This window comes from Gluconacetobacter azotocaptans (assembly GCF_014174355.1).
Lineage (GTDB): Bacteria > Pseudomonadota > Alphaproteobacteria > Acetobacterales > Acetobacteraceae > Gluconacetobacter > Gluconacetobacter azotocaptans.
Genome location: NZ_JABEQF010000005.1, coordinates 143,353 through 168,989, shown reverse-complemented (window position 1 = coordinate 168,989; position 25,637 = coordinate 143,353). Strand labels below are relative to the sequence as shown.

Annotated in this window: 32 protein-coding genes; all 32 read left to right on the top strand. The window is 64.2% G+C overall.

Annotation, left to right across the window (positions count from 1 at the left end):
• Positions 1-49: 49 nt before the first annotated feature.
• The 32 genes from rpoB (at position 50) to rplQ (ending at position 25,514) form a co-directional block, all read left to right on the top strand.
• Positions 50-4,225: a DNA-directed RNA polymerase subunit beta gene (gene rpoB, locus HLH34_RS08405; protein ID WP_183119129.1), complete on the top strand. Its 4,176-nt coding sequence runs from the start codon at positions 50-52 to the stop codon at positions 4,223-4,225.
• Between the two features lie 105 nt (positions 4,226-4,330).
• Positions 4,331-8,518 (top strand): DNA-directed RNA polymerase subunit beta', encoded by a 4,188-nt coding sequence (rpoC, locus tag HLH34_RS08400; protein WP_183119128.1) that lies wholly within the window; start codon positions 4,331-4,333, stop codon positions 8,516-8,518.
• A gap of 438 nt (positions 8,519-8,956) precedes the next feature.
• Positions 8,957-9,328 carry a 30S ribosomal protein S12 gene (gene rpsL / locus HLH34_RS08395; protein WP_003621118.1) on the top strand — a complete coding sequence of 124 codons (372 nt, stop codon included), beginning with the start codon at positions 8,957-8,959 and terminating at the stop codon, positions 9,326-9,328.
• Positions 9,329-9,343: 15 nt separating this feature from the next.
• The gene (gene rpsG, locus HLH34_RS08390; protein ID WP_182942107.1) at positions 9,344-9,820 is read left to right on the top strand and encodes a 30S ribosomal protein S7; all 477 of its coding nucleotides are present in this window, start codon (positions 9,344-9,346) and stop codon (positions 9,818-9,820) included.
• A 94-nt stretch (positions 9,821-9,914) separates the two neighbouring features.
• On the top strand, positions 9,915-11,105 hold the full coding sequence (gene tuf, locus HLH34_RS08385) for an elongation factor Tu (protein WP_182953340.1): 1,191 nt from the start codon (positions 9,915-9,917) through the stop codon (positions 11,103-11,105).
• 104 nt (positions 11,106-11,209) lie between these two features.
• A complete protein-coding gene (rpsJ, locus tag HLH34_RS08380; RefSeq protein ID WP_012227960.1) occupies positions 11,210-11,518 on the top strand; it encodes a 30S ribosomal protein S10 in 309 nt (102 codons plus the stop codon).
• A gap of 10 nt (positions 11,519-11,528) precedes the next feature.
• On the top strand, positions 11,529-12,212 hold the full coding sequence (gene rplC / locus HLH34_RS08375) for a 50S ribosomal protein L3 (RefSeq protein WP_182942103.1): 684 nt from the start codon (positions 11,529-11,531) through the stop codon (positions 12,210-12,212).
• A 12-nt stretch (positions 12,213-12,224) separates the two neighbouring features.
• A complete protein-coding gene (gene rplD, locus HLH34_RS08370; protein WP_183119127.1) occupies positions 12,225-12,839 on the top strand; it encodes a 50S ribosomal protein L4 in 615 nt (204 codons plus the stop codon).
• Positions 12,840-12,874: 35 nt separating this feature from the next.
• A complete protein-coding gene (locus tag HLH34_RS08365) occupies positions 12,875-13,171 on the top strand; it encodes a 50S ribosomal protein L23 (protein WP_012227954.1) in 297 nt (98 codons plus the stop codon).
• A gap of 16 nt (positions 13,172-13,187) precedes the next feature.
• On the top strand, positions 13,188-14,018 hold the full coding sequence (rplB, locus tag HLH34_RS08360) for a 50S ribosomal protein L2 (protein WP_183119126.1): 831 nt from the start codon (positions 13,188-13,190) through the stop codon (positions 14,016-14,018).
• Positions 14,019-14,030: 12 nt separating this feature from the next.
• Positions 14,031-14,309: a 30S ribosomal protein S19 gene (rpsS, locus tag HLH34_RS08355; RefSeq protein WP_182942097.1), complete on the top strand. Its 279-nt coding sequence runs from the start codon at positions 14,031-14,033 to the stop codon at positions 14,307-14,309.
• Positions 14,310-14,311: 2 nt separating this feature from the next.
• Complete coding sequence (gene rplV / locus HLH34_RS08350) at positions 14,312-14,716, top strand: 50S ribosomal protein L22 (RefSeq protein ID WP_182942095.1); 405 nt, start codon at positions 14,312-14,314, stop codon at positions 14,714-14,716.
• Positions 14,717-14,718: 2 nt separating this feature from the next.
• A complete protein-coding gene (gene rpsC, locus HLH34_RS08345; RefSeq protein WP_182942093.1) occupies positions 14,719-15,396 on the top strand; it encodes a 30S ribosomal protein S3 in 678 nt (225 codons plus the stop codon).
• 55 nt (positions 15,397-15,451) lie between these two features.
• Positions 15,452-15,868, top strand: a complete 417-nt coding sequence (rplP, locus tag HLH34_RS08340) for a 50S ribosomal protein L16 (RefSeq protein WP_182942091.1) — start codon at positions 15,452-15,454, stop codon at positions 15,866-15,868.
• A gap of 1 nt (position 15,869) precedes the next feature.
• Entirely contained in the window at positions 15,870-16,109 is a 240-nt protein-coding gene (gene rpmC, locus HLH34_RS08335) for a 50S ribosomal protein L29 (RefSeq protein ID WP_183119125.1), read from the top strand.
• 13 nt (positions 16,110-16,122) lie between these two features.
• Positions 16,123-16,401, top strand: a complete 279-nt coding sequence (rpsQ, locus tag HLH34_RS08330) for a 30S ribosomal protein S17 (RefSeq protein WP_182953348.1) — start codon at positions 16,123-16,125, stop codon at positions 16,399-16,401.
• 14 nt (positions 16,402-16,415) lie between these two features.
• The gene (gene rplN / locus HLH34_RS08325) at positions 16,416-16,784 is read left to right on the top strand and encodes a 50S ribosomal protein L14 (RefSeq protein ID WP_007399629.1); all 369 of its coding nucleotides are present in this window, start codon (positions 16,416-16,418) and stop codon (positions 16,782-16,784) included.
• Positions 16,784-17,104 (top strand): 50S ribosomal protein L24, encoded by a 321-nt coding sequence (gene rplX / locus HLH34_RS08320; protein ID WP_182942085.1) that lies wholly within the window; start codon positions 16,784-16,786, stop codon positions 17,102-17,104. Before rplN ends, rplX begins: the two co-directional genes overlap by 1 nt.
• Before the next feature lie 10 nt (positions 17,105-17,114).
• Positions 17,115-17,684: a 50S ribosomal protein L5 gene (gene rplE / locus HLH34_RS08315; protein WP_182942083.1), complete on the top strand. Its 570-nt coding sequence runs from the start codon at positions 17,115-17,117 to the stop codon at positions 17,682-17,684.
• A 104-nt stretch (positions 17,685-17,788) separates the two neighbouring features.
• Positions 17,789-18,094, top strand: a complete 306-nt coding sequence (rpsN, locus tag HLH34_RS08310; protein ID WP_182942081.1) for a 30S ribosomal protein S14 — start codon at positions 17,789-17,791, stop codon at positions 18,092-18,094.
• Positions 18,095-18,106: 12 nt separating this feature from the next.
• Positions 18,107-18,505: a 30S ribosomal protein S8 gene (gene rpsH, locus HLH34_RS08305; protein ID WP_182942079.1), complete on the top strand. Its 399-nt coding sequence runs from the start codon at positions 18,107-18,109 to the stop codon at positions 18,503-18,505.
• A 10-nt stretch (positions 18,506-18,515) separates the two neighbouring features.
• Positions 18,516-19,049 (top strand): 50S ribosomal protein L6, encoded by a 534-nt coding sequence (rplF, locus tag HLH34_RS08300; protein WP_183119124.1) that lies wholly within the window; start codon positions 18,516-18,518, stop codon positions 19,047-19,049.
• Positions 19,049-19,411: a 50S ribosomal protein L18 gene (rplR, locus tag HLH34_RS08295; RefSeq protein ID WP_182942075.1), complete on the top strand. Its 363-nt coding sequence runs from the start codon at positions 19,049-19,051 to the stop codon at positions 19,409-19,411. The genes rplF and rplR overlap by 1 nt, the downstream gene beginning before the upstream one ends.
• Before the next feature lie 15 nt (positions 19,412-19,426).
• The gene (gene rpsE / locus HLH34_RS08290) at positions 19,427-20,002 is read left to right on the top strand and encodes a 30S ribosomal protein S5 (RefSeq protein WP_183119123.1); all 576 of its coding nucleotides are present in this window, start codon (positions 19,427-19,429) and stop codon (positions 20,000-20,002) included.
• Positions 19,995-20,183, top strand: a complete 189-nt coding sequence (gene rpmD / locus HLH34_RS08285; RefSeq protein WP_182942071.1) for a 50S ribosomal protein L30 — start codon at positions 19,995-19,997, stop codon at positions 20,181-20,183. Before rpsE ends, rpmD begins: the two co-directional genes overlap by 8 nt.
• Position 20,184: 1 nt before the next feature.
• Positions 20,185-20,673, top strand: coding sequence for a 50S ribosomal protein L15 (gene rplO / locus HLH34_RS08280; RefSeq protein WP_183119122.1), 489 nt, complete (start codon positions 20,185-20,187; stop codon positions 20,671-20,673).
• A 155-nt stretch (positions 20,674-20,828) separates the two neighbouring features.
• A complete protein-coding gene (gene secY / locus HLH34_RS08275; protein ID WP_183119121.1) occupies positions 20,829-22,175 on the top strand; it encodes a preprotein translocase subunit SecY in 1,347 nt (448 codons plus the stop codon).
• Positions 22,172-22,831 carry an adenylate kinase gene (locus HLH34_RS08270; RefSeq protein WP_183119120.1) on the top strand — a complete coding sequence of 220 codons (660 nt, stop codon included), beginning with the start codon at positions 22,172-22,174 and terminating at the stop codon, positions 22,829-22,831. The genes secY and HLH34_RS08270 overlap by 4 nt, the downstream gene beginning before the upstream one ends.
• A gap of 230 nt (positions 22,832-23,061) precedes the next feature.
• Positions 23,062-23,439, top strand: a complete 378-nt coding sequence (gene rpsM / locus HLH34_RS08265) for a 30S ribosomal protein S13 (protein WP_182942063.1) — start codon at positions 23,062-23,064, stop codon at positions 23,437-23,439.
• Positions 23,440-23,530: 91 nt separating this feature from the next.
• On the top strand, positions 23,531-23,923 hold the full coding sequence (rpsK, locus tag HLH34_RS08260; protein ID WP_012227919.1) for a 30S ribosomal protein S11: 393 nt from the start codon (positions 23,531-23,533) through the stop codon (positions 23,921-23,923).
• 120 nt (positions 23,924-24,043) lie between these two features.
• A complete protein-coding gene (locus HLH34_RS08255) occupies positions 24,044-25,063 on the top strand; it encodes a DNA-directed RNA polymerase subunit alpha (RefSeq protein ID WP_182942061.1) in 1,020 nt (339 codons plus the stop codon).
• 25 nt (positions 25,064-25,088) lie between these two features.
• Positions 25,089-25,514, top strand: a complete 426-nt coding sequence (rplQ, locus tag HLH34_RS08250; RefSeq protein ID WP_182942059.1) for a 50S ribosomal protein L17 — start codon at positions 25,089-25,091, stop codon at positions 25,512-25,514.
• Positions 25,515-25,637: the final 123 nt, after the last annotated feature.

The window sequence follows — 25,637 nt, the reverse complement described above, 5'->3', positions numbered from 1 at the left end:
CGCAGGGCGCGGGGATTTGGGGCCGTTGGGGATGGGGGCAGGATAGACGATGAACGCGATTACGAAATCGTTCACGGGACGCAAGCGCATCCGCAAGAGCTTCGGGCGGATACCCGAAATCGCTCCGATGCCCAATCTGATCGATGTGCAGCGCGCCAGCTACGAGGCGTTCCTGCAGATGAACGTGTCCGCCGACAGCCGGACGCAGACCGGCCTGCAGGAAGTGTTCCGTTCGGTTTTCCCGATCAATGACTTCGCCGGCCGTGGCCGGCTCGAGTTCGTCAACTACGAACTCGAGGAACCGAAATACGACGTCGAGGAATGCATCCAGCGCGGCCTGACCTTCGCGGCCCCGCTGAAGGTGGTGCTGCGTCTGATCGTCTGGGACGTGGACGAGGATACGGGTTCGCGCTCGATCCGCGACATCAAGGAACAGCCGGTCTACATGGGCGACATGCCGCTCATGACCGACAACGGCACCTTCATCATCAACGGGACCGAGCGCGTCATCGTCAGCCAGATGCACCGCAGCCCGGGCGTGTTTTTCGACCACGACAAGGGCAAGACCCATTCGTCGGGCAAGTTCCTGTTCGCCGCCCGCGTCATCCCCTATCGCGGCTCGTGGCTCGATTTCGAATTCGACAGCAAGGACCTGATCTACGTCCGCATCGACCGCAAGCGTAAGCTGCCGGTGACGACGCTGTTGTACGCCCTGGAAGGCGAGGCCTCGGCCGCCGCGCGCGCCGCCAAGGTCGCCGAGGGCGGCGATGTGGATTCGCTGGACATCCAGGGCATGGATGCCGACGAGATCCTGAACTATTTCTACGGCAAGGTCGTCTTCGTGAAGACGTCCAAGGGCTGGGCGCGTCCCTTCGATGCCGAGTCGTTCCGTGGCCTGAAGCTGCTGGAACCGCTGATCGACGCCGAAAGCGGCGAGGTGGTGGCCGAGGCCGACGCCAAGCTGACGGCGCGGATGGTCCGCAAGATCGCGGAGAAGACCAAGGACGTGCTGGTTGGCGCCGCCGGCCTGATCGGCCGCTATGTCGCCTATGACCTGGTCAACCAGGACACCGGCGAGATCTATGCCGAAGCCGGCGAGGAACTGACCGAGGCGCGTCTCGAAGCCCTGGAGGAAGCCGGTCTCGACCGTCTGCCGACGCTGGCCGTCGACGCCTCCAATGGTCCGTGGATCCGCAACACGCTGACGGTCGACAAGAACACGACGCGCGACGATGCGCTGACCGACATCTATCGCGTCATGCGTCCCGGCGAGCCGCCGACCCCCGAGACGGCCGAGGCGATGTTCTCGGGCCTGTTCTTCGACGCCGACCGCTACGATCTGTCCGCCGTCGGCCGCGTGAAGATGAACATGCGCCTGGGCCTGGATGCGCCGGACACCGTCCGCGTCCTGCGCAAGGAAGACATCCTGCGCACCGTCAAGATCATGTGCGAGCTGAAGGACGGCCGCGGCACGATCGACGACATCGACAATCTGGGCAACCGGCGCGTCCGTTCGGTCGGCGAACTGATGGAAAACCAGTATCGCGTCGGCCTGCTGCGCATGGAGCGTGCGATTCGCGAGCGCATGGGCTCGGTCGATATCGACACCGTGATGCCGCACGACCTGATCAACGCGAAGCCGGCGGCCGCCGCGGTGCGCGAGTTCTTCGGCTCGTCGCAGCTCAGCCAGTTCATGGACCAGACCAACCCGCTGTCCGAGGTCACGCACAAGCGCCGTCTTTCGGCTCTCGGGCCGGGCGGCCTGACGCGCGAGCGCGCGGGCTTCGAGGTTCGCGACGTCCATCCGACCCATTACGGCCGCATCTGCCCGATCGAAACGCCGGAAGGCCCGAACATCGGCCTGATCAACTCGCTGGCGACCTACGCGAAGGTCAACAAGTACGGCTTCATCGAGACCCCGTATCGCCTGGTGCGCGACGGCGTCCTGCAGGACGGGTGGAAATACCTGTCCGCGATGGAAGAGGAAAAGCTGATCGTCGCCCAGGCCGACGCCCGGCAGGACGTCGAAGGCAAGCTGACGGACGAGCTTGTGTCCGTGCGGCGCGGCGGTGACTTCCGCCTGGTCAAGCCGGAAGAGGTCACGGCCTGCGACGTGTCGCCCAAGCAGCTTGTCTCGGTCGCCGCGGCGCTGATTCCGTTCCTCGAGAACGATGACGCCAACCGCGCGCTGATGGGCTCGAACATGCAGCGTCAGGCGGTGCCGCTGGTGCGTTCGGACGCGCCGCTGGTCGGCACGGGCATGGAGGCCGCGGTCGCTCATGACTCCGGCGCCACCATCGTGGCGCGTCGCGGCGGCATCATCGACCAGATCGACGGCGCGCGCATCGTGGTCCGCGCGACCGACGATGCCGGGGCGACCCAGGGTGTCGATATCTACCGGCTGCGCAAGTACATGCGCTCCAACCAGTCGACCTGCATCAACCAGCGTCCGCTGGTGCGCGTGGGCGACCGGGTGCGCGGTGGCGACATCATCGCCGACGGTCCGTCGACCGAGCTGGGCGAACTGGCCCTGGGTCGGAACGTGCTGGTCGCGTTCATGCCGTGGAACGGGTACAATTTCGAAGATTCGATCCTGATTTCCGAGCGCATCGCGCGCGATGACGTCTTTACCTCGATCCATATCGAGGAATTCGAGGTCATGGCCCGCGACACCAAGCTGGGCCAGGAAGAAATCACCCGCGACATCCCCAATGTCGGCGAGGAAGCGCTGCGCAACCTCGACGAGGCGGGCATCGTCTATGTCGGCGCCGAGGTGAACCCCGGCGACATTCTGGTCGGCAAGGTGACGCCGAAGGGCGAAAGCCCGATGACGCCGGAAGAGAAGCTGCTGCGCGCGATCTTCGGTGAAAAGGCGTCCGACGTCCGCGATACCTCGCTGAAGCTGCCGCCCGGCACCACGGGCACCATTGTGGACGTGCGCGTCTTCTCGCGTCGCGGCGTCGACAAGGACGAGCGCGCGATGGCGATCGAGCGCGCGGAAATCGAGCGTCTGGCCAAGGATCGCGACGACGAGCGCGCGATTCAGGAGCGGTCGTTCTACAACCGCCTGCGCGAGCGTCTGGTCGGCCAGGTCGCCGGAACCGGTTTCAAGGGGCTGCGCTCGGGCACCGAGATCACCGAGGAGGTGCTGACCGAGCATCCGCGTGGCGCGTGGCGCAACATCACCGTCGCTTCCGACGCGGTGATGGTCGAGCTGGAGGTGCTGCGGCGTGAGTTCGACGCGGCGGTGGCCCGAATCCAGGCGCGCTTCGAAAGCAAGGTCGAGAAGCTGCAGCGCGGCGACGAACTGCCGCCGGGCGTGATGAAGATGGTCAAGGTCTTCGTCGCGGTGAAGCGCAAGCTGCAGCCGGGCGACAAGATGGCCGGCCGTCACGGCAACAAGGGTGTCGTCTCGCGCGTCGTGCCGGTCGAGGACATGCCGTTCCTTGAGGACGGCACGCCGGTCGACCTGGTGCTGAACCCGCTGGGCGTGCCGTCGCGCATGAATGTCGGGCAGATCCTGGAGACCCATCTGGGTTGGGCCTGCGCCAACATCGGCCGTGGCATCGGCGAACTGGTCGACGACTACCAGCGCACCGGCGAAAAGAAGCAGGAGCTGCTGGGCCGTTTGAAGTCGGTCTATGGCGACAAGGTGTATGACGACGCGATCGTCGATCTGCCGAACGAGCAGCTGGTCGAACTGGCGAACAACCTGCGCAAGGGCGTGCCGATCGCAACACCGGTGTTTGACGGCGCGTCGATCCCGGACATCGAGGCGATGCTGGAAAGCGCCGGAGTGAACAAGTCCGGCCAGTCGCAGCTGATCGACGGGCGCACCGGCGAGCAGTTCGAGCGCCAGACCACGGTCGGCTACATCTACATGCTGAAGCTGCATCACCTGGTCGACGACAAGATCCATGCGCGTTCGATCGGTCCGTACTCGCTGGTGACCCAGCAGCCGCTGGGCGGCAAGGCGCAGTTCGGTGGCCAGCGGTTCGGCGAGATGGAAGTGTGGGCGCTGGAAGCCTACGGCGCGGCCTACACCTTGCAGGAAATGCTGACGGTGAAGTCGGACGACGTGTCCGGCCGCACCAAGGTCTACGAGGCGATTGTGCGCGAGCAGGACGATTTCGAGGCCGGCATTCCCGAGAGCTTCAACGTTCTCATCAAGGAACTGAAATCGCTCGGCCTGAACGTGGATCTGGAGCAGAGCGGCAATGACTGACGATTTCGTCGGTCGCTCCATTCTCTCTCCGACTGTTTTCTTCTCAGGGACGGGGGTGGCCGGTTCGGTCGCCTCCTCCCGGTTCCCCCAGGGGGTTTACGGCGCATGAACGAACTCATGAAGATCCTGGGCCAGACCGGCCAGGCCATGACCTTCGACCAGATCAAGATCCAGCTCGCCTCGTCCGAGCAGATCCGCTCCTGGTCCTATGGCGAGATCAAGAAGCCCGAGACCATCAACTACCGCACGTTCAAGCCGGAGCGCGATGGCCTGTTCTGCGCGCGGATCTTTGGTCCGATCAAGGATTACGAGTGCCTGTGCGGCAAGTACAAGCGCATGAAGTTCCGCGGCATCGTCTGCGAGAAATGCGGTGTCGAGGTCACGCTGGCCAAGGTCCGGCGCGAGCGGATGGGCCATATCGAGCTGGCCAGCCCGGTCGCGCATATCTGGTTCCTGAAGTCGCTGCCCAGCCGCATCGGCCTGATGGTCGACATGACCCTGAAGGATCTGGAGAAGATCCTGTATTTCGAGAGCTACGTCGTTCTCGAGCCCGGCACGTCGCCGCTGAAGCAGTACAGCCTGCTGACCGAAGACCAGTACCTGGACGTCATGGATGAGCATGGCGAAGAGGGGATCGAGGTCGGGATCGGCGCCGAGGCGATCAAGAAGGTGCTGGAACGCATCGACTGCAAGGCCGACAAGGAGCGTCTGCGCCAGGAGCTGAAGGACACGACGTCCGAAGCCAAGCGCAAGAAGCTGGTCAAGCGCCTGAAGCTGATCGAGGCGTTCGCCGACAGCGATTCGCGTCCCGAGTGGATGATCATGGACCTGATTCCGGTGATCCCGCCGGAGCTGCGTCCGCTGGTCCCGCTGGACGGCGGCCGTTTCGCGACGTCCGACCTGAACGACCTGTACCGCCGCGTCATCAACCGCAACAACCGCCTGAAGCGGCTGATCGAGCTGCGCGCGCCGGACATCATCGTCCGTAACGAAAAGCGCATGCTTCAGGAATCGGTCGATGCGCTGTTCGACAACGGCCGTCGCGGCCGGGCGATCACGGGCGCCAACAAGCGTCCGCTGAAGTCGCTGTCCGACATGCTGAAGGGCAAGCAGGGCCGGTTCCGCCAGAACCTGCTGGGCAAGCGCGTCGATTATTCCGGCCGTTCGGTCATCGTGGTCGGCCCCGAGCTGAAGCTGCATCAGTGCGGCCTGCCGAAGAAGATGGCGCTGGAGCTGTTCAAGCCGTTCATCTATTCGAAGCTGGAAAAGTACGGTCACGCCACCACCATCAAGGCTGCGAAGCGGATGGTGGAGAAGGAACGTCCCGAGGTTTGGGACATCCTGGAAGAGGTGATCCGCGAGCATCCGGTGATGCTGAACCGCGCGCCGACCCTGCATCGCCTGGGCATCCAGGCGTTCGAGCCGGTGCTGATCGAAGGCAAGGCGATCCAGCTGCATCCGCTGGTCTGCACCGCCTTCAACGCGGATTTCGACGGCGACCAGATGGCCGTGCACGTCCCGCTGAGCCTCGAGGCGCAGCTGGAAGCGCGCGTGCTGATGATGTCGACGAACAACATCCTCAGCCCCGCGAACGGCAAGCCGATCATCGTGCCGTCGCAGGATATCGTGCTGGGCCTGTATTATCTGAGCCTGGAGACGCCGGAATTCCTGGTGACCCCGGATCGGAACGAATATGACGCCGAAGGCCGGGTGACGGTGACGGGCGCGTCGTCGTTCGCCACGATCGGCGAGGTCGAGTACGCCCTGTCGGCCGGTGCGATCAAGCTGCACGACAAGATCGTCGCACGCTTCGACGCGGTCGATGCCGACGGCAAGCCGGTGCGCCAGACGGTCGTCACGACACCGGGCCGCATGCTGATCGCACAGATCCTGCCGCGTCATCCGGCGATTCCCTTCACGCTGATCAACAAGCAGCTGACGAAGAAGAACGTCTCGGACGTCATCGACGCGGTCTATCGCCATTGCGGCCAGAAGGAATGCGTCATCTTCTGCGACCGTCTGATGGGCCTGGGCTTCCGTCACGCGGCGAAGGCCGGCATTTCGTTCGGCAAGGATGACATGATCATCCCAGTCGAGAAGAAGGAGCTGGTCGATCGCACCGCGACCGAGGTCAAGGAGTTCGAGCAGCAGTACCAGGACGGCCTGATCACCGCCGGTGAACGCTACAACAAGGTGGTCGACGCCTGGTCGCGCTGCACCGACGAGGTGCAGGCCGCGATGATGAAGGAGATCTCGCGCCAGGAGGTCGGCAAGGTCACGAACTCGGTGTGGATGATGAGCCACTCCGGTGCCCGTGGGTCGCCGGCCCAGATGAAGCAGCTGGCCGGCATGCGCGGCCTGATGGCCAAGCCGTCGGGCGAGATCATCGAGCAGCCGATCATCGCCAACTTCAAGGAAGGCCTGTCGGTCCTCGATTACTTCACCTCGACCCACGGCGCGCGCAAGGGTCTTGCCGATACCGCGCTGAAGACCGCGAACTCGGGTTACCTGACCCGTCGCCTGGTCGACGTCGCGCAGGACTGCATCATCGTCGAGGACGATTGCGGGTCCGAACGCGGCCTGACGGTGCGCGCGGTGATGGATGGCGGCGAAATCGTGTCGTCGCTGTCCGAGCGGATTCTCGGCCGCACGGTCGCGGCGGACATCATCGACCCGGCGACGGGCGCGGTGCTGCTGAAGCGCGATTCGCTGATCGAGGAGGCGCAGGCCGAGAAGATCGAGAAGGCGGGCGTCGAAAGCGTGCTGATCCGTTCGGTGCTGACCTGCGAAAGCCGGGTCGGCGTCTGCGGCCTGTGCTACGGCCGCGACCTGGCGCGCGGCACCCCGGTCAATATCGGCGAGGCCGTCGGCGTGATCGCGGCCCAGTCGATCGGCGAGCCGGGCACCCAGCTGACCATGCGTACCTTCCATATCGGCGGTGCGGCGCAGCGTGGCGCCGAGCAGTCGATGGTCGAGGCGTCGCGTGACGGCAAGGTGACGATCAACAACCGCAACGTCGTTCACAACAGCCAGAACGTGCCCATCGTGATGTCGCGTAACTGCGAGATCGTGCTGACGGACGAGAAGGGGACCGAGCGCGGACGCTATCGCGTGCCGTACGGCGCCCGTCTGCTGGTGGACGAGGGGGCCTCGGTCACCCGTGCCCAGAAGATGGCCGAGTGGGATCCGTACACCCTGCCGATCATCACCGAGCAGTCGGGAACGGTGGAATATCTCGACCTGATCGACTCCATCACCCTGGTGGAGCGGATGGACGAGGTTACCGGCCTGACCTCGAAGGTCGTCGTCGACTACAAGCAGGCGGCCAAGGGGGTGGATTTGCGTCCGCGCCTGCAGCTGAAGGATGCGAACGGTCACGTCATCAAGCTGTCGAACGGCAACGACGCCCGTTACTTCCTGTCGCCCGATTCGCTGCTGTCGGTCGAGAACGGCGCGCAGGTCAGCGCGGGCGACGTGCTGGCCCGCATCCCGCGCGAAGGCTCGAAGACCCGCGACATCACCGGCGGTCTGCCGCGTGTCGCGGAATTGTTCGAGGCCCGTCGTCCGAAGGATCACGCGATCATCTCGGAGACCGACGGCCGCGTGGAATTCGGCAAGGACTACAAGGCCAAGCGCCGCGTCATCGTGAAGAACGACGAGACCGGCGAGGAAACCGACTACCTGATCCCCAAGGGCAAGCACGTTTCGGTCCAGGAAGGCGATTTCGTCCGCGTGGGCGATCCGCTGGTCGACGGTCCGCGCGTGCCGCATGACATCCTGAAGGTGCTGGGGGTCGAGGCCCTGTCGGACTACCTCGTGAACGAGATCCAGGACGTCTATCGACTGCAGGGCGTGAAGATCAACGACAAGCATATCGAGGTGATCGTCCGCCAGATGCTCCAGAAGGTCGAGATCCTGGAGCCCGGCGACACGACCTACCTGATCGGCGAGACGGTGGATCGGATCGAGTTCGAGACCGAGAACACGAAGCGTCTGAATGCGGGCGAGCGTCCGGCCGGTGCGATGCCGGTCCTGCAGGGCATCACCAAGGCGTCCCTGCAGACGCAGTCCTTCATCTCGGCCGCGTCGTTCCAGGAGACCACCCGCGTGCTGACCGAAGCCGCCACGGCGGGCAAGAAGGACACGCTGAACGGCCTGAAGGAGAACGTGATCGTGGGTCGCCTGATCCCGGCCGGCACGGGCAGCGTGATGAACAAGCTGCGGGCCATTGCGGCCGGCCAGGACCGCCAGCGCATGGCGCAGGCGCGCCCTGCGGTGACGAAGGCGGACTGAATCGTCCGGAATCGGTAAAAAAAGGCCGGGTGGCGACACCCGGCCTTTTTTTTGGCCGAGTCCGGGCTGGCCCGAATCGGATAGATGTGGGATACGCCGTCGGCACCTGCGGATCTGCTGCCGCCGCATGTCAGATGCGGCGGTCGGACGGGGGTGTTTCGGCGGAATTTGGCCGCGAATCCCGAGGTACTACTTGACTCAGGGTCGTGCGCCTCGTAGGTTCCGCGCCCTCGGCTAGCCCCGTCTCGCAGGACGTCGTTGGCCGTCGAATGCAGCATGCAGGCATGCGGCGCCGTGGCCCTCAGGGGTCGCCAAGGCCGGATGTTAATATGATGCCCAGGCGAATGATGCTCATTCGATGGGATTTTGTTGTGAACGACAGTCGGCAGCCCGATACGCGGTTGGCCGGCCGAAATTTGTAAGGATCGGGAAAGGCGTATGCCGACCATCAACCAGCTGATCGCCAAAGGCCGCGAGCCCGCAGCCAAGCGCAACAAGGTGCCTGCGCTGCAGGGTTGCCCGCAGAAGCGCGGCGTCTGCACGCGCGTCTACACAACGACACCGAAGAAGCCGAACTCGGCCCTGCGTAAGGTTGCCAAGGTGCGTCTGACGAACGGCTATGAGGTCGTCAGCTACATCCCGGGTGAAGGCCACAACCTGCAGGAGCACAGTGTGGTCCTGATCCGCGGCGGCCGCGTCAAGGATCTTCCGGGCGTGCGCTATCACATCCTGCGTGGCGTTCTGGATACCCAGGGTATCGCCAAGCGTCGTCAGCGTCGCTCGCTCTATGGCGCGAAGCGTCCGAAGTAAAAGGAATAACCAGGCATGAGTCGCCGTCATCGCGCCGTGAAGCGTGAGATTCTTCCCGATCCGAAATTTGGTGACGTCGTCATTACGCGCTTCATGAATGCGCTGATGTACGACGGCAAGAAGTCCACCGCCGAAGGCATCGTCTATGGTGCCCTTGAGGTGATGCGTCGTCGTGGCGGTGCGTCCGCCGACCCTGTGGTGATGTTCCACGGCGCCCTGGACAATGTGAAGCCGGCTGTCGAGGTTCGCTCGCGGCGTGTCGGCGGCGCGACCTACCAGGTTCCCGTCGAGGTGCGTGCCGAGCGCCGCCAGGCGCTGGCCATCCGCTGGCTGATCGACGCCTCGCGCAAGCGCGGCGAGAACACGATGCAGGAGCGCCTGTCCAACGAGCTGCTCGACGCGGTCAACAATCGCGGCGCCGCCGTGAAGAAGCGCGAAGACACGCATCGCATGGCCGAGGCGAACAAGGCGTTCAGCCATTACCGCTGGTAAGGGCTGCTGGTCCGGTCTAAAGACCGGCACGCTTCCGGTTAGGAACATTTCAACCCGACTCCCGGCCTGAACGCCGAGGTAACGGAGACAGACGATGGCAAAGGCTAAATTCGAGCGGACGAAGCCGCACTGCAATATCGGCACGATCGGCCATGTTGACCATGGCAAGACGTCGCTGACCGCTGCGATCACCAAGACGCTGGCGAAGACCGGCGGCGCCACCTTCAAGGCGTACGACCAGATCGACGCGGCGCCGGAAGAGCGCGCGCGCGGCATCACGATCTCGACCGCCCACGTCGAGTACGAGACGGCGAAGCGCCATTACGCGCACGTCGATTGCCCCGGTCACGCCGACTACGTGAAGAACATGATCACCGGTGCCGCCCAGATGGACGGCGCGATCCTGGTGGTGTCGGCCGCTGACGGCCCGATGCCGCAGACCCGCGAGCACATCCTGCTGGCGCGCCAGGTCGGCGTTCCGGCGCTGGTCGTGTTCCTGAACAAGGTTGACCAGGTCGACGATCCGGAACTGCTGGAACTGGTCGAGATGGAAGTGCGCGAGCTTCTGTCCGCCTATCAGTTCCCGGGCGACGATATCCCCATCATCAAGGGCTCGGCCCTGGTGACGCTGGAAGACGGCGATCCGGAGATCGGCGAAAACCGCGTGCGCGACCTGATGGATGCGGTCGATGCCTACATCCCGCAGCCGGAGCGTCCGATCGACCGTCCGTTCCTGATGCCGATCGAAGACGTGTTCTCGATCTCGGGCCGCGGCACCGTGGTGACGGGCCGTGTCGAGCGCGGCGTCGTGAACGTCGGTGACGAAATCGAGATCGTCGGTCTGCGCAACACGCAGAAGACCACGGTCACGGGCGTCGAAATGTTCCGCAAGCTGCTGGATCGCGGCGAGGCCGGTGACAACATCGGTGCCCTGGTGCGCGGCACGAAGCGTGAAGACGTCGAGCGCGGCCAGGTTCTGGCCAAGCCGGGTTCGATCACCCCGCACACCAAGTTCAAGGCCGAGGCCTACATCCTGACGAAGGAAGAGGGTGGCCGTCACACGCCGTTCTTCACCAACTATCGTCCGCAGTTCTACTTCCGCACCACGGACGTGACGGGTGTCGTGCACCTCCCCGAGGGTACGGAAATGGTGATGCCGGGCGACAACATCGCCATGGATGTCGAGCTGATCGCTCCGATCGCCATGGATGAAGGCCTGCGTTTCGCTATCCGCGAGGGTGGCCGCACGGTCGGCGCCGGCGTGGTGGCCACGATCACGGCCTGATCGGGTCTTAAGCAGAACTGGAGACCCCGGCCGGAGCGATCCGGCCGGGGCTTCCTTTGGCGGATCGGGTTCCCCCGAACCAGTAAAGTTGGACTGAACAGACGATGGACAACCAGAACATCCGCATTCGCCTGAAGGCGTACGATCATCGGGTGCTCGATAACAGCACCAAAGAGATCGTCAACACGGCGAAGCGTACGGGTGCGCGGGTTCGGGGTCCTATCCCGCTGCCGACGCATATCGAGAAATTCACCGTTAACCGCTCTCCCCATGTGGACAAGAAAAGCCGCGAGCAGTTCGAGATTCGGACTCATCGCCGGCTGCTCGACATTGTCGAGCCGACCCCGCAGACCGTGGACGCTCTCATGAAGCTCGACCTCGCCGCAGGCGTGGACGTCGAGATTAAACTTTAAGGTCCAGACGATGCGCACCGGATTGATCGCAAAGAAGCTGGGCATGACCCGGCTGTTTAAGGAAGACGGCACCCATGTGCCCGTCACCGTCCTGCATGTGGATAATTTGCAGGTGGTGGACGTCCGTACCCAGGACCGCGACGGCTATACCGCCGTGCAGCTGGGTTTCGGCGATGCCAAGGTGAAGAACGTCTCCAAACCGAACCGCGGCCATTTTGCCCGTGTGAAGGTTGAGCCCAAGAAGAAGCTGGCCGAATTCCGCGTTGCGGAAGACGCCGTCCTGGAATCGGGCGCCACGCTGTCGGCGGCTCATTTCGTGGTGGGGCAGAAGGTCGACGTGACCTCCACCAGCAAGGGCAAGGGCTTCGCCGGCGCCATGAAGCGCTGGAACTTCGCGGGTCTCGAGGCCACCCACGGCGTGTCCGTCAGCCATCGTTCGCATGGCTCGACCGGTAACCGCCAGGACCCGGGCAAGACCTTCAAGAACAAGAAAATGGCCGGCCATCTCGGGTCCGAGCGCGTGACCACCCTCAACCTTGAGGTGGCGGCGGTGGATGCCGAGAAGAATCTGCTCATGGTCCGTGGCTCGGTGCCCGGCGGAAAGAACGAGCTGGTTCTGGTTCGTGATGCGATCAAGAAGGCCCGTCATGCCGAGGCGCCGTATCCGGCGGCCCTGGTTGCGGCTGCGGGCTGAGGATAGAGGGCAATGGATTACGAGATCAAAACCCTCGACAACGGAAGCGCCGGCACGGCCGTCCTTCCGGACGAGATTTTCGGGGCGACACCGCGGGCCGACATCATGGCGCGCGTCGTGCACTGGCAGTTGGCCAAGCGCCGCGCCGGTACGCACAAGGTCAAGGGGATGGGCGAAGTCTCCGGCACGACCAAGAAACCGTACCGCCAGAAGGGCACCGGCAGCGCCCGCCAGGGCTCGCTGCGTGCGCCGCAGTACCGCACCGGTGGTGCTGTTCATGGCCCGGTCGTCCGCGACCATGGCTATGACCTGCCGAAGAAGGTGCGTCGCCTGGGCCTGATTTCCGCGCTGTCGCAGAAGGCCGCGGAAGGCAAGCTGGTGGTGCTGGAAGCCGCGACCGTGTCGGGCAAGACGTCCGAACTGGCCGCGAAGGTGAAGGCCCTGGGTTGGAAGTCGGCCCTGATCGTGGATGCCACGGTCGAGGAGAATTTCGGCCGCGCCGCCCGCAACCTGCCGAAGATCGACGCGCTGCCGACCGTCGGCGCGAACGTCTACGACATCCTCAACCACGATGTTCTGGCGATCACCCGCGCCGGCGTCGAAGGCCTGAAGGAGCGCCTGGCATGACCAACGTGCTCGCAATCCGCAAGAAGGCGGAGCGCATGTCGCGCGAGGCGATGTACGACATCGTCCGTGCGCCGCTGATCACCGAGAAGGCCACCGCGCTTTCCGAGAAGAATCAGGTGGCCTTCAAGGTCGCGATCGACGCCACGAAGCCGGAGATCAAGGTCGCGGTGGAGACGCTGTTCGGCGTGAAGGTCCTGGGCGTGAACACCCTTGTCCAGAAGGGCAAGACCAAGCGCTTCAAGGGCCGTCCCGGCCAGCGTTCGGATGTGAAAAAGGCGTTTGTGCAGCTTGCCGAGGGTCAGTCCATCGACCTGACCGCGAAGCTGGTCTGACGCGGGGTAGCAAGACATGGCACTCAAGCACTTTAACCCGGTCACTCCCAGCCTGCGCGGGACGGTCCTGATCGACCGCAAGGAGCTCTGGAAGGGTAAGCCCGTCAAGGGCCTGACCGAAGGCAAGAACAAGTCCGGTGGACGCAACAACCATGGGCGCACGACGTCGCGCTTCATCGGTGGCGGCCACAAGCAGTCCTATCGTTACGTCGATTTCAAGCGGCGGAAGTTCGATGTGGCCGGCACGGTCGAGCGTCTGGAATATGACCCGAACCGCACCGCCTTCATCGCGCTGGTGAAGTACGAGGACGGCGAGCTGGCGTACATCCTGGCGCCGCAGCGCCTGAAGGTGGGCGACCAGGTGGTGTCCGGCGCGCGCGTCGACATCAAGCCGGGCAACGCGATGCCGCTGTCGGCCATTCCGGTCGGCACGATCGTGCACAACATCGAACTGAAGCAGGGCGCCGGCGGCAAGATGGCGCGGTCGGCGGGCACCTATGCCCAGCTGGTCGGCAAGGATGCCGGCTACGCCCAGATCAAGCTGCAGTCCGGTGAACTGCGCGTCGTTCGCGGCGAATGCATGGCGACCGTCGGTGCGGTGTCCAATCCGGACAACATGAACCAGCATCTCGGCAAGGCGGGCCGCAACCGCTGGCTGGGTCGTCGTCCGCACAATCGTGGCGTCGTGATGAACCCGGTCGACCATCCGCATGGTGGTGGTGAAGGCCGTACCTCGGGCGGCCGTCATCCGGTCACGCCGTGGGGCAAGCCGACAAAGGGTTACAAGACCAGGGTCAACAAGCGTACGGACAGTCTGATTATCCGTCGCCGGAAGACCGGCAAGTAAGGGGCAAAGAAGATGGCACGTTCCGTCTGGAAGGGCCCGTTCGTGGACGGGTATCTACTGAACAAGGCCGATGCGTCGCGCGCGTCGGGCCGTAACGAAGTGATCAAGATCTGGTCGCGTCGCTCGACAATCCTGCCGCAGTTCGTCGGTCTGACGTTCGGCGTCTATAACGGGCGCAAGTTCCTGCCCGTTCAGGTGTCGGAGAACATGGTCGGGCACAAGTTCGGCGAGTTCTCGCCGACTCGTACCTTCACGGGTCACTCCTCGGACAAGAAAGCGAAGCGGGGCTGATCATGAGCAAGCCTAAGCATCCCCGCACGCTGGCGGAGACCGAGGCGCAGGCCCTGACGCGCAACATCCGCGTCAGTCCGCGCAAGCTGAACCTGGTCGCCGGCCTGATCCGCAACAAGCCCGCGTCGCAGGCCGTGGCGATCCTGACGTTCTCGAAGCGTCGGATTGCCCACGACGTCAAGAAGACGCTGGAGAGCGCGATCGCCAACGCCGAGAACAACCACCAGCTGGACGTCGACCAGCTGGTGGTGGTCCGGGCCGAGGTCGGCAAGTCGATCGTCATGCGCCGTTTCCACGCGCGTGGCCGTGGCCGTTCGGCGCGCATCGAGAAGTTCTTCAGTCATCTGAAGATCGTCGTGGCCGAGCGCGCGGCAGAGGCTGAGACAACCGAGCAGAAGGCGGCCTGACCATGGGGCACAAAGTCAATCCGATCGGGCTGCGGCTCGGCATCAACCGCACCTGGGACAGCCGTTGGTACGCCGGCGCCGACTATTCGCGCCTGCTGCATGACGATCTGAAGCTGCGCTCGCATCTGCGTCGCAAGCTGTCCGGCGCGGGCGTGTCCCGCGTGGTCATCGAACGTCCGGCCAAGAAGCCCCGCGTGACGATCTATGCCGCCCGTCCGGGCGTCGTGATCGGCAAGAAGGGCCAGGACATCGACGTGCTGCGCAAGGACCTGGCCCGCATGGCCAAGACCGACGTCGCGCTGAACATCGTCGAGATCCGCAAGCCGGAAATCGACGCGACGCTGGTGGCCGAGAACATCGCCCAGCAGCTGGAGCGCCGCGTGGCGTTCCGCCGTGCGATGAAGCGCGCCGTGCAGTCCGCCATGCGTCTGGGCGCCCAGGGCATCCGGATCAATTGCGGCGGCCGTCTGGGCGGCGCCGAGATCGCGCGCGTCGAATGGTATCGCGAGGGTCGGGTTCCGCTGCACACGCTGCGCGCGGACATCGATTACGGCGTGGCCACGGCGAAGACCACCTACGGCACCTGCGGTGTGAAGGTGTGGATCTTCAAGGGCGAGATCCTTGCCCAGGATCCGATGGCGCAGGATCGTCGCGCCGCCGAGCAGGCCCCGCAGCGCTAAGCTGCGGGACTTAGGACCGAGAAGGGCGCCAGGCGGCGCGTGAGGATTTAGAACAATGCTTTCCCCAAAGCGGACAAAGTACCGCAAGGCCCACAAGGGCCGCATTCATGGGCTGGCGAAAGGCGGGACGACGCTGAATTTCGGTGCGTTCGGCCTGAAGGCCCTGGAGCCGGAGCGGGTGACCGCCCGGCAGATCGAAGCTTCCCGTCGGGCTATCACCCGCGCGATGAAGCGTGCCGGTCGCGTGTGGATTCGGATCTTTCCCGATCTTCCCGTCTCGACAAAGCCCGCGGAAGTGCGTATGGGCTCCGGCAAGGGGTCGCCGGAATACTGGGTGGCCCGTGTGAAACCGGGTCGTATCCTGTTCGAGATCGAAGGTGTTCCGCCGGAGCTGGCGCGTGAAGCGCTGGCCCTTGGTGCTGCGAAGCTGCCGATCAAGACCAAATTCGTGACCCGTATCGGAGAGGCGTGAGATGGCAAAGGCAACCAAGCCGGCCGATCTGCGTGCCAAGACCGCCGAGGAACTGGAGACGCTTCTCATCGACCTGAAGCGCGAGCAGTTCAACCTGCGGTTCCAGCGCGCGACCGGCCAGAATGAGGGGCAGGCTCGTGTTCGCACGGTGCGTCGCGAGATCGCCCGCGTGAAGACGATCGCGTCCGAGGCGCTGAAGAAGAATGCTGCCGGCGCACATGCGCCGGCCGCGAAGTCCTGAAGGGAGACGGGCGATGCCGAGGCGCGTCCTGACCGGACGGGTGACCAGCGACAAGATGGACAAGACGGTCACCGTCCTTGTCGATCGTCGGGTCATTCATCCGCTGTATAAGAAGTTCATTCGTCGCTCCAAGAAGTACGCGGCGCATGATGAGCTGAACGAGTGCAAGATTGGGGACATGGTGCGCATTGAAGAATGCAAGCCGATCTCCAAGCGCAAGACCTGGACCGTGGTTGTCCGGAACGGTGCCCAGTTGGGTGCCGCCGACGCCGCGTCCGGCGCGCAGGCGTAAGAAGGGCATAGGCTATGATCCATCCCGAGACCAACCTGGACGTCGCCGATAATTCGGGCGCGCGTCAGGTGCAGTGCATCAAGGTGCTGGGCGGTTCCAAGCGGAAGACCGCCTCGGTCGGCGACGTGATCGTCGTGTCCGTCAAGGAAGCGATCCCCCGCGGTAAGGTCAAGAAGGGCGACGTTCACCAGGCGGTGATCGTTCGCACGTCCTACCCGGTGCGCCGCGCCGATGGCAGCGCCATCCGCTTCGACCGTAACGCGGCCGTCCTGATCAACAAGCAGCAGGAGCCGATCGGCACCCGCATTTTCGGGCCGGTTGTGCGTGAACTGCGTGCGCGCAAGTTCATGAAGATCATTTCGCTGGCACCGGAGGTGCTGTGATGGCTGCGCGTATCAAGAAAGGCGACCAGGTCGTCGTGATCACCGGGTCCTCGAAGGGGACCCAGGGCGAGGTCCTGTCGGTCCGCCCCGATGACGGCAAGGCGGTTGTCCGTGGCGTAGCCGTGGCGAAGCGCCACACGCGCCCGAACCGTGCAGGCGAGCAGGGCGGCATCATCGAGAAAGAGATGCCGGTTCACCTGTCGAACCTGAAGCTGGTCGATCCCAAGAGCGGCAAGCCGACGCGCGTCGGCTTCCGGGTTCTGGAAGACGGCCGCAAGGTCCGCGTCGCCAAGGCGACCGGCGAAGTCATCGAAGGCTGAGGAGGCGGGGATGTCTGAAGTGCAAGAGACCCGCCAGGTGGCGCGTCTGCAGAAGCTGTATCAGGACGAGTTGCGCGCGAAGCTGCGCGAGGAGTTCGGCTACAAGAACGTGATGCAGGTTCCGCATCTCGAGAAGATCGTCATCAACATGGGCGTGGGTGAGGCCGCGGGCGACCAGAAGAAGCTGGACACCGCCGTCGCCGAAATGACGCTGATCGCCGGCCAGAAGCCGGTGAAGACTGTCGCGAAGAAAGCCATCGCCGGCTTCAAGATTCGCGAAGGTCTGCCGATCGGCTGTAAGGTCACCCTGCGCCGTACGCGGATGTACGAGTTCCTGGACCGTCTTGTGACCATTGCGCTGCCGCGCGTCCGCGATTTCCGCGGCCTGCCGGCGAACAAGGGTTTCGACGGCCGTGGCAACTTCGCCATGGGTCTGAAGGAACAGATCATCTTCCCGGAAATCGAGTACGACAAGGTCGACGATATCCGTGGGATGGACATCATCTTCGTGACCAGCGCGAAGACCGATGCGGAAGCGAAGGCTCTTCTGAAGGCGTTTGATCTGCCCTTCGCCGCGTAATTGCGGCGTTTGGGGCTTCCGCCAACAGGTCAGAAGACCTATTAGACACGTTGTTTGGAAAACCGTCGGGATGGCCCGACAGGTTCCGGAGGGTAGAACAAGGCATGGCCAAGATCTCCGCCGTTAACCGGAATGCCAAGCGTGCGCGCATGGCAGGACGGGACAAGGCTAAGCGGATTGCGCTCAAGAACATCATCATGGACCGGACGCTTCCGGTCGAAGATCGGTTCGAGGCATCCCTGAAACTCGCAGAGCTTCCTCGCAATGGTTCGCGCGTGCGCGTGCGTCTGCGGTGCAAGCTGACCGGGCGCGCCCGCGCCAACTACAGGAAGTTCGAACTCTGCCGCGTGGCTCTGCGCGACCTGGCCTCCAGCGGCCAGATCCCGGGCATGGTCAAGTCGAGCTGGTAAGGGCAGGGAACGATGTCACTTTCTGATCCTTTGGGTGATATGCTCACCCGGATCCGCAACGCGCAGCGTGCGCGTCATGCGGCCTGCGTGGCGCCGGCGTCAAAGCTGCGTGCCAATGTGCTCGAAGCCCTGCGGCGCGAGGGATATATCCGCGGCTTTGCGCAGGAAGACCTGCGCAAGGGCGTGGCCCAGCTGCGGATCGAGCTGAAGTACCTCGATGGCGAGCCCGTCATCAAGGAGATCCACCGGGTATCGAAGCCGGGTCGTCGGGTTTACTCGAAGATCAAGGAACTGCCCCGGGTCTATGCCGGCCTCGGTGTGTCGATCCTCTCGACGCCGCGTGGCGTTCTCTCGGATGCGGAAGCCCGCGCTGCCAATGTTGGCGGCGAGGTCCTCTGCCGCGTATTCTGAGGAGGGATACATGTCACGTGTAGGCAAATATCCCGTCGAGATTCCGTCGGGCGTGCAGGTCTCCATCGTCGATGGCGTCTTCGTGGCCAAGGGCAAGCTGGGCGAACTGACGCTGCCGCTGTCCCGCCACATCGAAGCCGAAATCGCCGACAGCAAGGTGTCGGTCCGTCCGGTCGGCACCGCCGCCCAGGCGCGGATGATGTGGGGCACGACGCGGTCGCTGGTGGCCAGCATGGTCAAGGGCGTGTCCGTTGGCTTCTCGAAGACCCTCGAGGTGACCGGCACCGGTTACCGTGCGGCGGTCCAGGGCAGCAACCTGGTCATGAACCTCGGCTATTCGCATGACATCGTCTATGCGATCCCGCAGGGCATCAAGATCACGACGCCGCGCCCGACCGCCATCGTGGTCGAAGGCGTGGACAAGCAGCGGGTCGGCCAGGTTGCCCTGGACATCCGCAGCTTCCGCAAGCCCGAGCCCTACAAGGGCAAGGGTGTCCGTTACGACACGGAGACCATCCGTCGCAAGGAAGGCAAGAAGAAGTAATGAGCACGCAGCAGGATCTGCGGGAGCGTCGGCGCCAGCGTCTGCGTTTCCAGCTTCGCCGCAAGGGCGGCGGGCGTCCGCGCCTGTCGGTGTTCCGGTCAGGCAAGAACATCTATGCCCAGGTGATCGACGATGTCGCCGGGCGTACGCTTGCCGCCGCTTCGAGCCTCGACAAGACGCTGCGCGAGCAGCTGAAGAACGGCGCGGACTCGGACGCGGCTGCCGCTGTCGGCAAGCTGGTCGCCGAACGCGCGGTAGCGGCGGGTGTATCGCTGGTCGTCTTCGATCGCGGTTCGTATCTGTATCATGGGCGTATCAAGGCCCTGGCGGAGGCTGCCCGCGAGGGCGGTCTCGCCTTCTAAGGAAGGGGTCACGCAATGGCACGTGAACCGAGGGAAGGCGGCCGGGGCGGCCGCGATCGTGAGCGCGATGGCGACGATCTCGTCGACAAGCTGGTCACGATCAATCGTGTTGCGAAGGTCGTAAAGGGCGGCCGTCGCTTCGCCTTTGCCGCGCTGGTCGTGGTGGGTGACCAGAAGGGTCGTGTCGGCTTCGGCGCCGGTAAGGCCCGCGAGGTCCCCGAGGCGATCCGCAAGGCGACCGACCGCGCCAAGCGCGCGATGATCCGCGTCCCGATGAAGGAGGGCCGTACCCTCCATCATGACGTGGCAGGTCATTTCGGCGCCGGCAAGGTGGTGCTGCGCTCGGCCGACGCCGGCACGGGTATCATCGCCGGTGGTCCGATGCGCGCCGTGTTCGAGAGCCTGGGCATCAACGACGTTGTCGCGAAGTCCCTGGGAACCCGGAACCCGCACAACATGGTCAAGGCGACGTTCGCCGCGCTGGAGCGTTGCGCCAGCCCGCGTTCGGTGGCCAACCGCCGTGGCAAGAAGGTTTCGGACATCCTGGGTCGCCGTGACGCAGGGGCGACGGAGGCTGCCGCCGATGTCTGAGAACAAGGCAACGATCAAGGTCACCCAGGTGGCCTCGGGCAACGGGCGCAAGCCGGGCCAGCAGGCGACGCTGGTCGGGCTGGGCCTGAACAAGATCGGCCGCACCCGGGAACTGGAGGACACCCCTTCGGTTCGCGGCATGATCACCAAGGTGGCCCACCTCGTGAAGGTGGAGGGTTGATATGAACCTGAACGAACTGCGCGATAACGCGGGCTCCCGCTATCGCAAGAAGCGTCTGGGTCGCGGCATCGGGTCCGGCAAGGGCAAGACGTCGGGCAAGGGCGTGAAGGGTCAGAAGGCGCGTGAAGGCGTGTCCTTGAACGGCTTCGAGGGTGGTCAGCTGCCGCTGTATCGTCGTCTTCCGAAGCGCGGCTTCAAGAACATCTTCCGCAAGGTCTATGCCCCGGTGAACCTGGGCGCCCTGGATCGCGCGATCGAAGCCGGCAAGATCGACGGCAGCGTCGTGGTGACCGAGGACGTGCTGCGCAAGGCCGGCCTGGTCGGCAGCGGCAAGTTCGCCGGTGTTCGCCTGCTGGCGAAGGGCGAGCTGGCCCGCGCGGTGACCATCGAGGTCGCCGGTGCGTCCGCGACGGCGATCGCCGCGGTCGAGAAAGCGGGCGGGACCGTCCGGACCACGGCGTCCACCGCCGAGGCGCCTGCCTCCGCGTGACGCGCGCAGGGGTGGATGCCGCCGCCTGGCGCGCCACCCCGTCCGGGGCGTTGTCTCTTGCACCGCAAGGGATCGACACCTTACACTCTTGTCTGGTTTGTCATGGCAGCGTCCCGTCTCGTGCGGCGACGCTGTTGTTGTGAAAGGACGGGCGCATGGCCTCCGCGGCCGAGCAGCTGGCTGCCAATCTGAACTTCAGCTCATTTGCCAACGCAACCGAGCTGAAGAAGCGAATCTGGTTCACCTTGGGGGCGTTGATCGTCTACCGCCTGGGAACCTACATCCCGGTTCCCGGTGTGGACGCGACGGTCATGGGCCAGCTTCTGGCCCGTCACCAGGGCGGCATCCTTGGCATGTTCGACATGTTCACCGGCGGCGCGCTGGGACGTATGACCGTCTTTGCGCTGAACATCATGCCCTACATCAGCGGTTCGATCATCGTGCAGCTGATGTCGGCGGCGATTCCCTCGCTGGAGAACCTCAAGAAGGAAGGCGAGGCCGGTCGGCGCAAGCTGAACGAATATACCCGCTACCTGACGGTCGTGATCGCGCTGTTCCAGGCCTACGGCATCGCGGTGGGGCTGGAGAACATGCACAGCGAGGCGGGCGCCGCGGTGATTTCGCCGGGCCTGTTCTTCATCGTATCGTGCGTGGTGACGTTGCTGGGCGGGACGATGTTCCTGATGTGGCTGGGCGAGCAGATCACCTCGCGCGGGGTCGGCAACGGCATTTCGCTGATCATCTTCGCGGGTATCGTCGCCAACCTGCCGCATGCGCTGGCCAGCCTGTTCCAGCTTGGCTACACCGGCGCGCTGTCGCCGTTCTTCGTGCTGGTGTTCCTGGTCCTGGCGGCGCTGACGATCGCCTTCATCGTGTTCATGGAGCAGGCGCAGCGCCGGGTGGTGATCCAATATCCCAAGCGCCAGGTCGGCCAGCGGATGTTCGGCGGCGACTCGACGCATATGCCGCTGAAGGTGAACACCGCAGGCGTGATTCCGCCGATCTTCGCATCGTCGGTGCTGCTGATTCCGGTGACGATCTCGGGCTTCATGAACGGCAGTTCGATGCCGGGCTGGCTGTCCTTCCTGGGGCAGGAACTGGGCCAGGGGCAGCCGTTGTACATGCTGTTCTATGCGGCGATGATCGTCTTCTTCTCGTATTTCTACGCGGCGGTGACCTTCAACCCGCAGGAAACGGCGGACAATCTGCGCAAGCAGAACGGGTTCATCCCCGGCATTCGCCCAGGTGCCAACACGGCGGCCTATTTCGACCGGATCCTGACCCGGCTGACCAGCATCGGTGCGGCATACCTGGTGGCGGTCTGCCTGCTGCCGCAGATCCTGATCAGTCATTATAACGTGCCGTTCTATTTCGGCGGGACCAGCCTTATCATCATCGTGTCGGTGACCATCGATACGGTGACGCAGATCCAGTCGCATCTGGTGGCCCATCAGTACCAGGGCCTGATGCGCAAGGCACGGGGGAAGGGCAGGACGCGATGAATGTGATTTTCCTCGGCCCGCCCGGCGCGGGAAAGGGGACCCAGTCGAAGCGGCTGGAGACCCGTTACGGCATCGCCCAGATCTCCACCGGGGACATGCTCCGGGCGGAGGTCGCGGCCGGAACCGCGATCGGTACGCAGGCCAAGGCGATCATGGATGCGGGACAGCTGGTCCCCGACGACGTGATCATCGCCATGCTCGAGTCCCGCATCGAACGGCCGGATTGCGCCAACGGTTTCATCCTGGACGGATTCCCCAGGACCGAAGCCCAGGCGGAAGCGCTCGATTCGATGCTGCGCGCGCGGGGCGCGCGAATCGACGTCGTGCTGTTTCTGGAGGTTGACGAGGAAGCCCTGGCCGACCGGATTGCCGGCCGGTACACCTGCGCGGACTGCGGGGCGGGCTATAACGATCTGTTCAAGCGGCCGAAGGTCGAAAATACCTGCGACGTCTGTGGCGGACATCATTTCCTGCGTCGGGAAGACGACCGGCGCGATACCGTGGCGGCCCGCCTGACGGCGTACCGCCAGCAGACGGCACCCATCCTGCCCTATTACGAGGCGGAGGGGCGCCTGTATCGCATCGACGGCATGGCCGACATCGATACGGTCACGGCCAAGGTGTTCGAGATCATGGATAGTATCACGAAGAAGTGATCGTTATTCATTGACTCTAAAGGGCGCGCGGGTATATTGCGCGCCCTCAAGGTATCGGCACCCACGACAGGTGGCGTGGGGTGCCCGAGTAGACGAATCCGATTGATGATGGGGTTGACCGGCGGTGCCGGCACGTTCACGACGCTCCGGCAGAACGGCCGGTGGCGTGGAAAGGCCCCGGCGACGATCTTTAGGGCCCGCAGGCGGCGGGTGGACGAGGAGTAAGTGGCGTGGCGCGTATTGCCGGCGTGAACATCCCTACCAACAAGCGGGTGACGATTGGCCTGCGTTATATCTATGGCATCGGCGAGACGAAGGCAGAGGAAATCTGCCGCCGCCTCGACATCCCGGCCGAGCGCCGGGTCAACGAGATGTCGGATGACGAGATCCTGAAGATCCGCGAGCTGATCGACAGCGAGTACCGGGTCGAGGGCGACCTGCGTCGCGAAGTCGCGATGAACATCAAGCGTCTGATGGATCTGGGCTGCTACCGCGGCCTGCGCCATCGTCGTGGCCTGCCGGTTCGTGGCCAGCGCACGCATACCAATGCCCGCACCCGCAAGGGCAAGGCGGTCGCGATCGCCGGCAAGAAGAAGGCTACCCGCTAAAGCGGCTTTCGCCGCATTCGCGGCCCGTGTCGGGCGCCCTTTCGGCGCCGGATGCGGGCCGCGTCTTTGAACAGACAGGACCAGGAAGACTATGGCGAAGGCTGCTGCTCCGCGTATTCGCAAGAAAGAGCGGAAGAACATTATCTCGGGGGTGGCGCATGTGCTGTCCACCTTCAACAACACGATGATCACGATCTCGGACGCGCAGGGCAATGCGATCGCGTGGTCTTCCGCTGGTGCGCAGGGCTTCAAGGGATCGCGTAAGTCGACCCCGTATGCAGCCCAGGTCGCCGCCGAAGACGCGGGCCGCAAGGCGCGCGAGCACGGGATGGAGACGCTGGAGATCGAAGTGTCCGGTCCGGGTTCGGGGCGCGAGAGCGCGCTGCGCGCCCTGCAGGCCGTCGGCTTCTCGATCACGTCGATTCGCGACATGACGCCGGTGCCGCACAACGGCTGCCGCCCGCGCAAGCGTCGCCGCGTCTGATCTCCGGGTCTGATTTCGTTTTCCGTCCGCGGATTCGCGGGCGGGGTTGATTGTCATCCGGCGCCTGATTTTCCGGGCGCCATCTGCCTTTGTGCAGATCAGTTTTGAAAGGCCATCACCTTGGTCCTCCAGAAAAACTGGCAATCCCTGATCAAGCCGGAGAAGCTGGAAGTCGAGCCGGGCGGAGAGCCGTCGCGCACGGCCACCGTGGTGGCGGAGCCGCTGGAGCGCGGCTTCGGCATGACGCTCGGCAACGCGATCCGGCGGGTCCTGCTGTCGTCGCTGCAGGGCGCAGCGGTGACGGCCATCCAGATCGACGGCGTTCTGCATGAGTTCTCGTCCGTCGCGGGTGTGCGCGAGGACGTCACGGACATCGTGCTGAACATCAAGCAGCTTGCCCTGCGCATGCATGGCGAGGGGCCGAAGCGCATGGTCCTGACGGCCACCGGGCCGGGCGAGGTGCGTGCCGGGCAGATCCAGACCGGTCACGATATCGAGGTGATGAACCCCGACCTCGTGATCTGCACCCTGGACGAGGGCGTGAAGTTCGGGATGGAATTCACGGTGAATCTGGGAAAGGGCTATGTCCCGGCAGCGGCCAACCGCCCCGAGGATGCGCCGATCGGCCTGATTCCCATCGATGCCATCTATTCTCCGGTGCGTCGCGTGTCCTACAAGGTCGAGCCGACCCGCGTGGGGCAGGTGACCGACTATGACCGGCTGCTGCTGACGGTCGAGACCAACGGTGCGGTGACGCCCGAGGATTCGGTTGCCCTGGCGGCGCGGATCCTGCAGGACCAGCTGCAGCTGTTCATCAATTTCGACGAGCCGCGTCCGGTCCGCACCGAAGAGCCGCAGGATGATCTGCCGTTCAACCGGAACTTGCTGCGCAAGGTCGACGAGCTGGAATTGTCGGTCCGCAGCGCGAACTGCCTGAAGAACGACAATATCGTCTATATCGGCGACCTGGTGCAGAAGACGGAGCAGGAGATGCTCCGCACTCCGAACTTCGGCCGCAAGTCGCTGAACGAAATCAAGGAAGTCCTCACCTCGATGGGGCTGTCCCTTGGTATGAATGTGCCGGCCTGGCCGCCGGAAAATATCGAAGACCTGGCCAAGAGGCTCGACGAGCCGTTCTGAACCGGAAAGACAGGAAGACCTCATCATGCGTCACGGTGTTGCCGGCCGGAAGCTCGGCGTTACCTCGTCCCATCGCCTCGCCATGTTTCGCAACATGGCAGTGGCCCTGATCAAGCACGAGCAGATCACGACGACCCTGCCCAAGGCGAAGGAACTTCGCCCGGTGGTGGAGAAGCTGATCTCGCTCGGCAAGCGGGGCGACCTGCATGCCCGCCGTCAGGCTTATGCGCAGCTCCGTGACGATGTGATCGTCTCCAAGCTGTTCTCGACCGTCGCGGAGCGGTACAAGACCCGTACCGGCGGCTATATCCGCGTCCTCAAGGCGGGCATCCGCCATGGCGATGCGGCCGACATGGCGGTGATCGAGCTGGTCGATCGCGATGTCGCGGCCAAGGGCCAGGACAGCGGCCCGAAGCAGAACGTCGAGAGCGAAGACAGCCTCGCGGCCTGAATTTTCCCTACCCATAGGGAGAATGATGAAGAACCCGGCCCTGGTGCCGGGTTTTTTATTGTCTTCGGCCCGGAGCGGCTTCAATTGTGCCATTTCCCCGGGTCTATTGACTTTTGTTGCGCA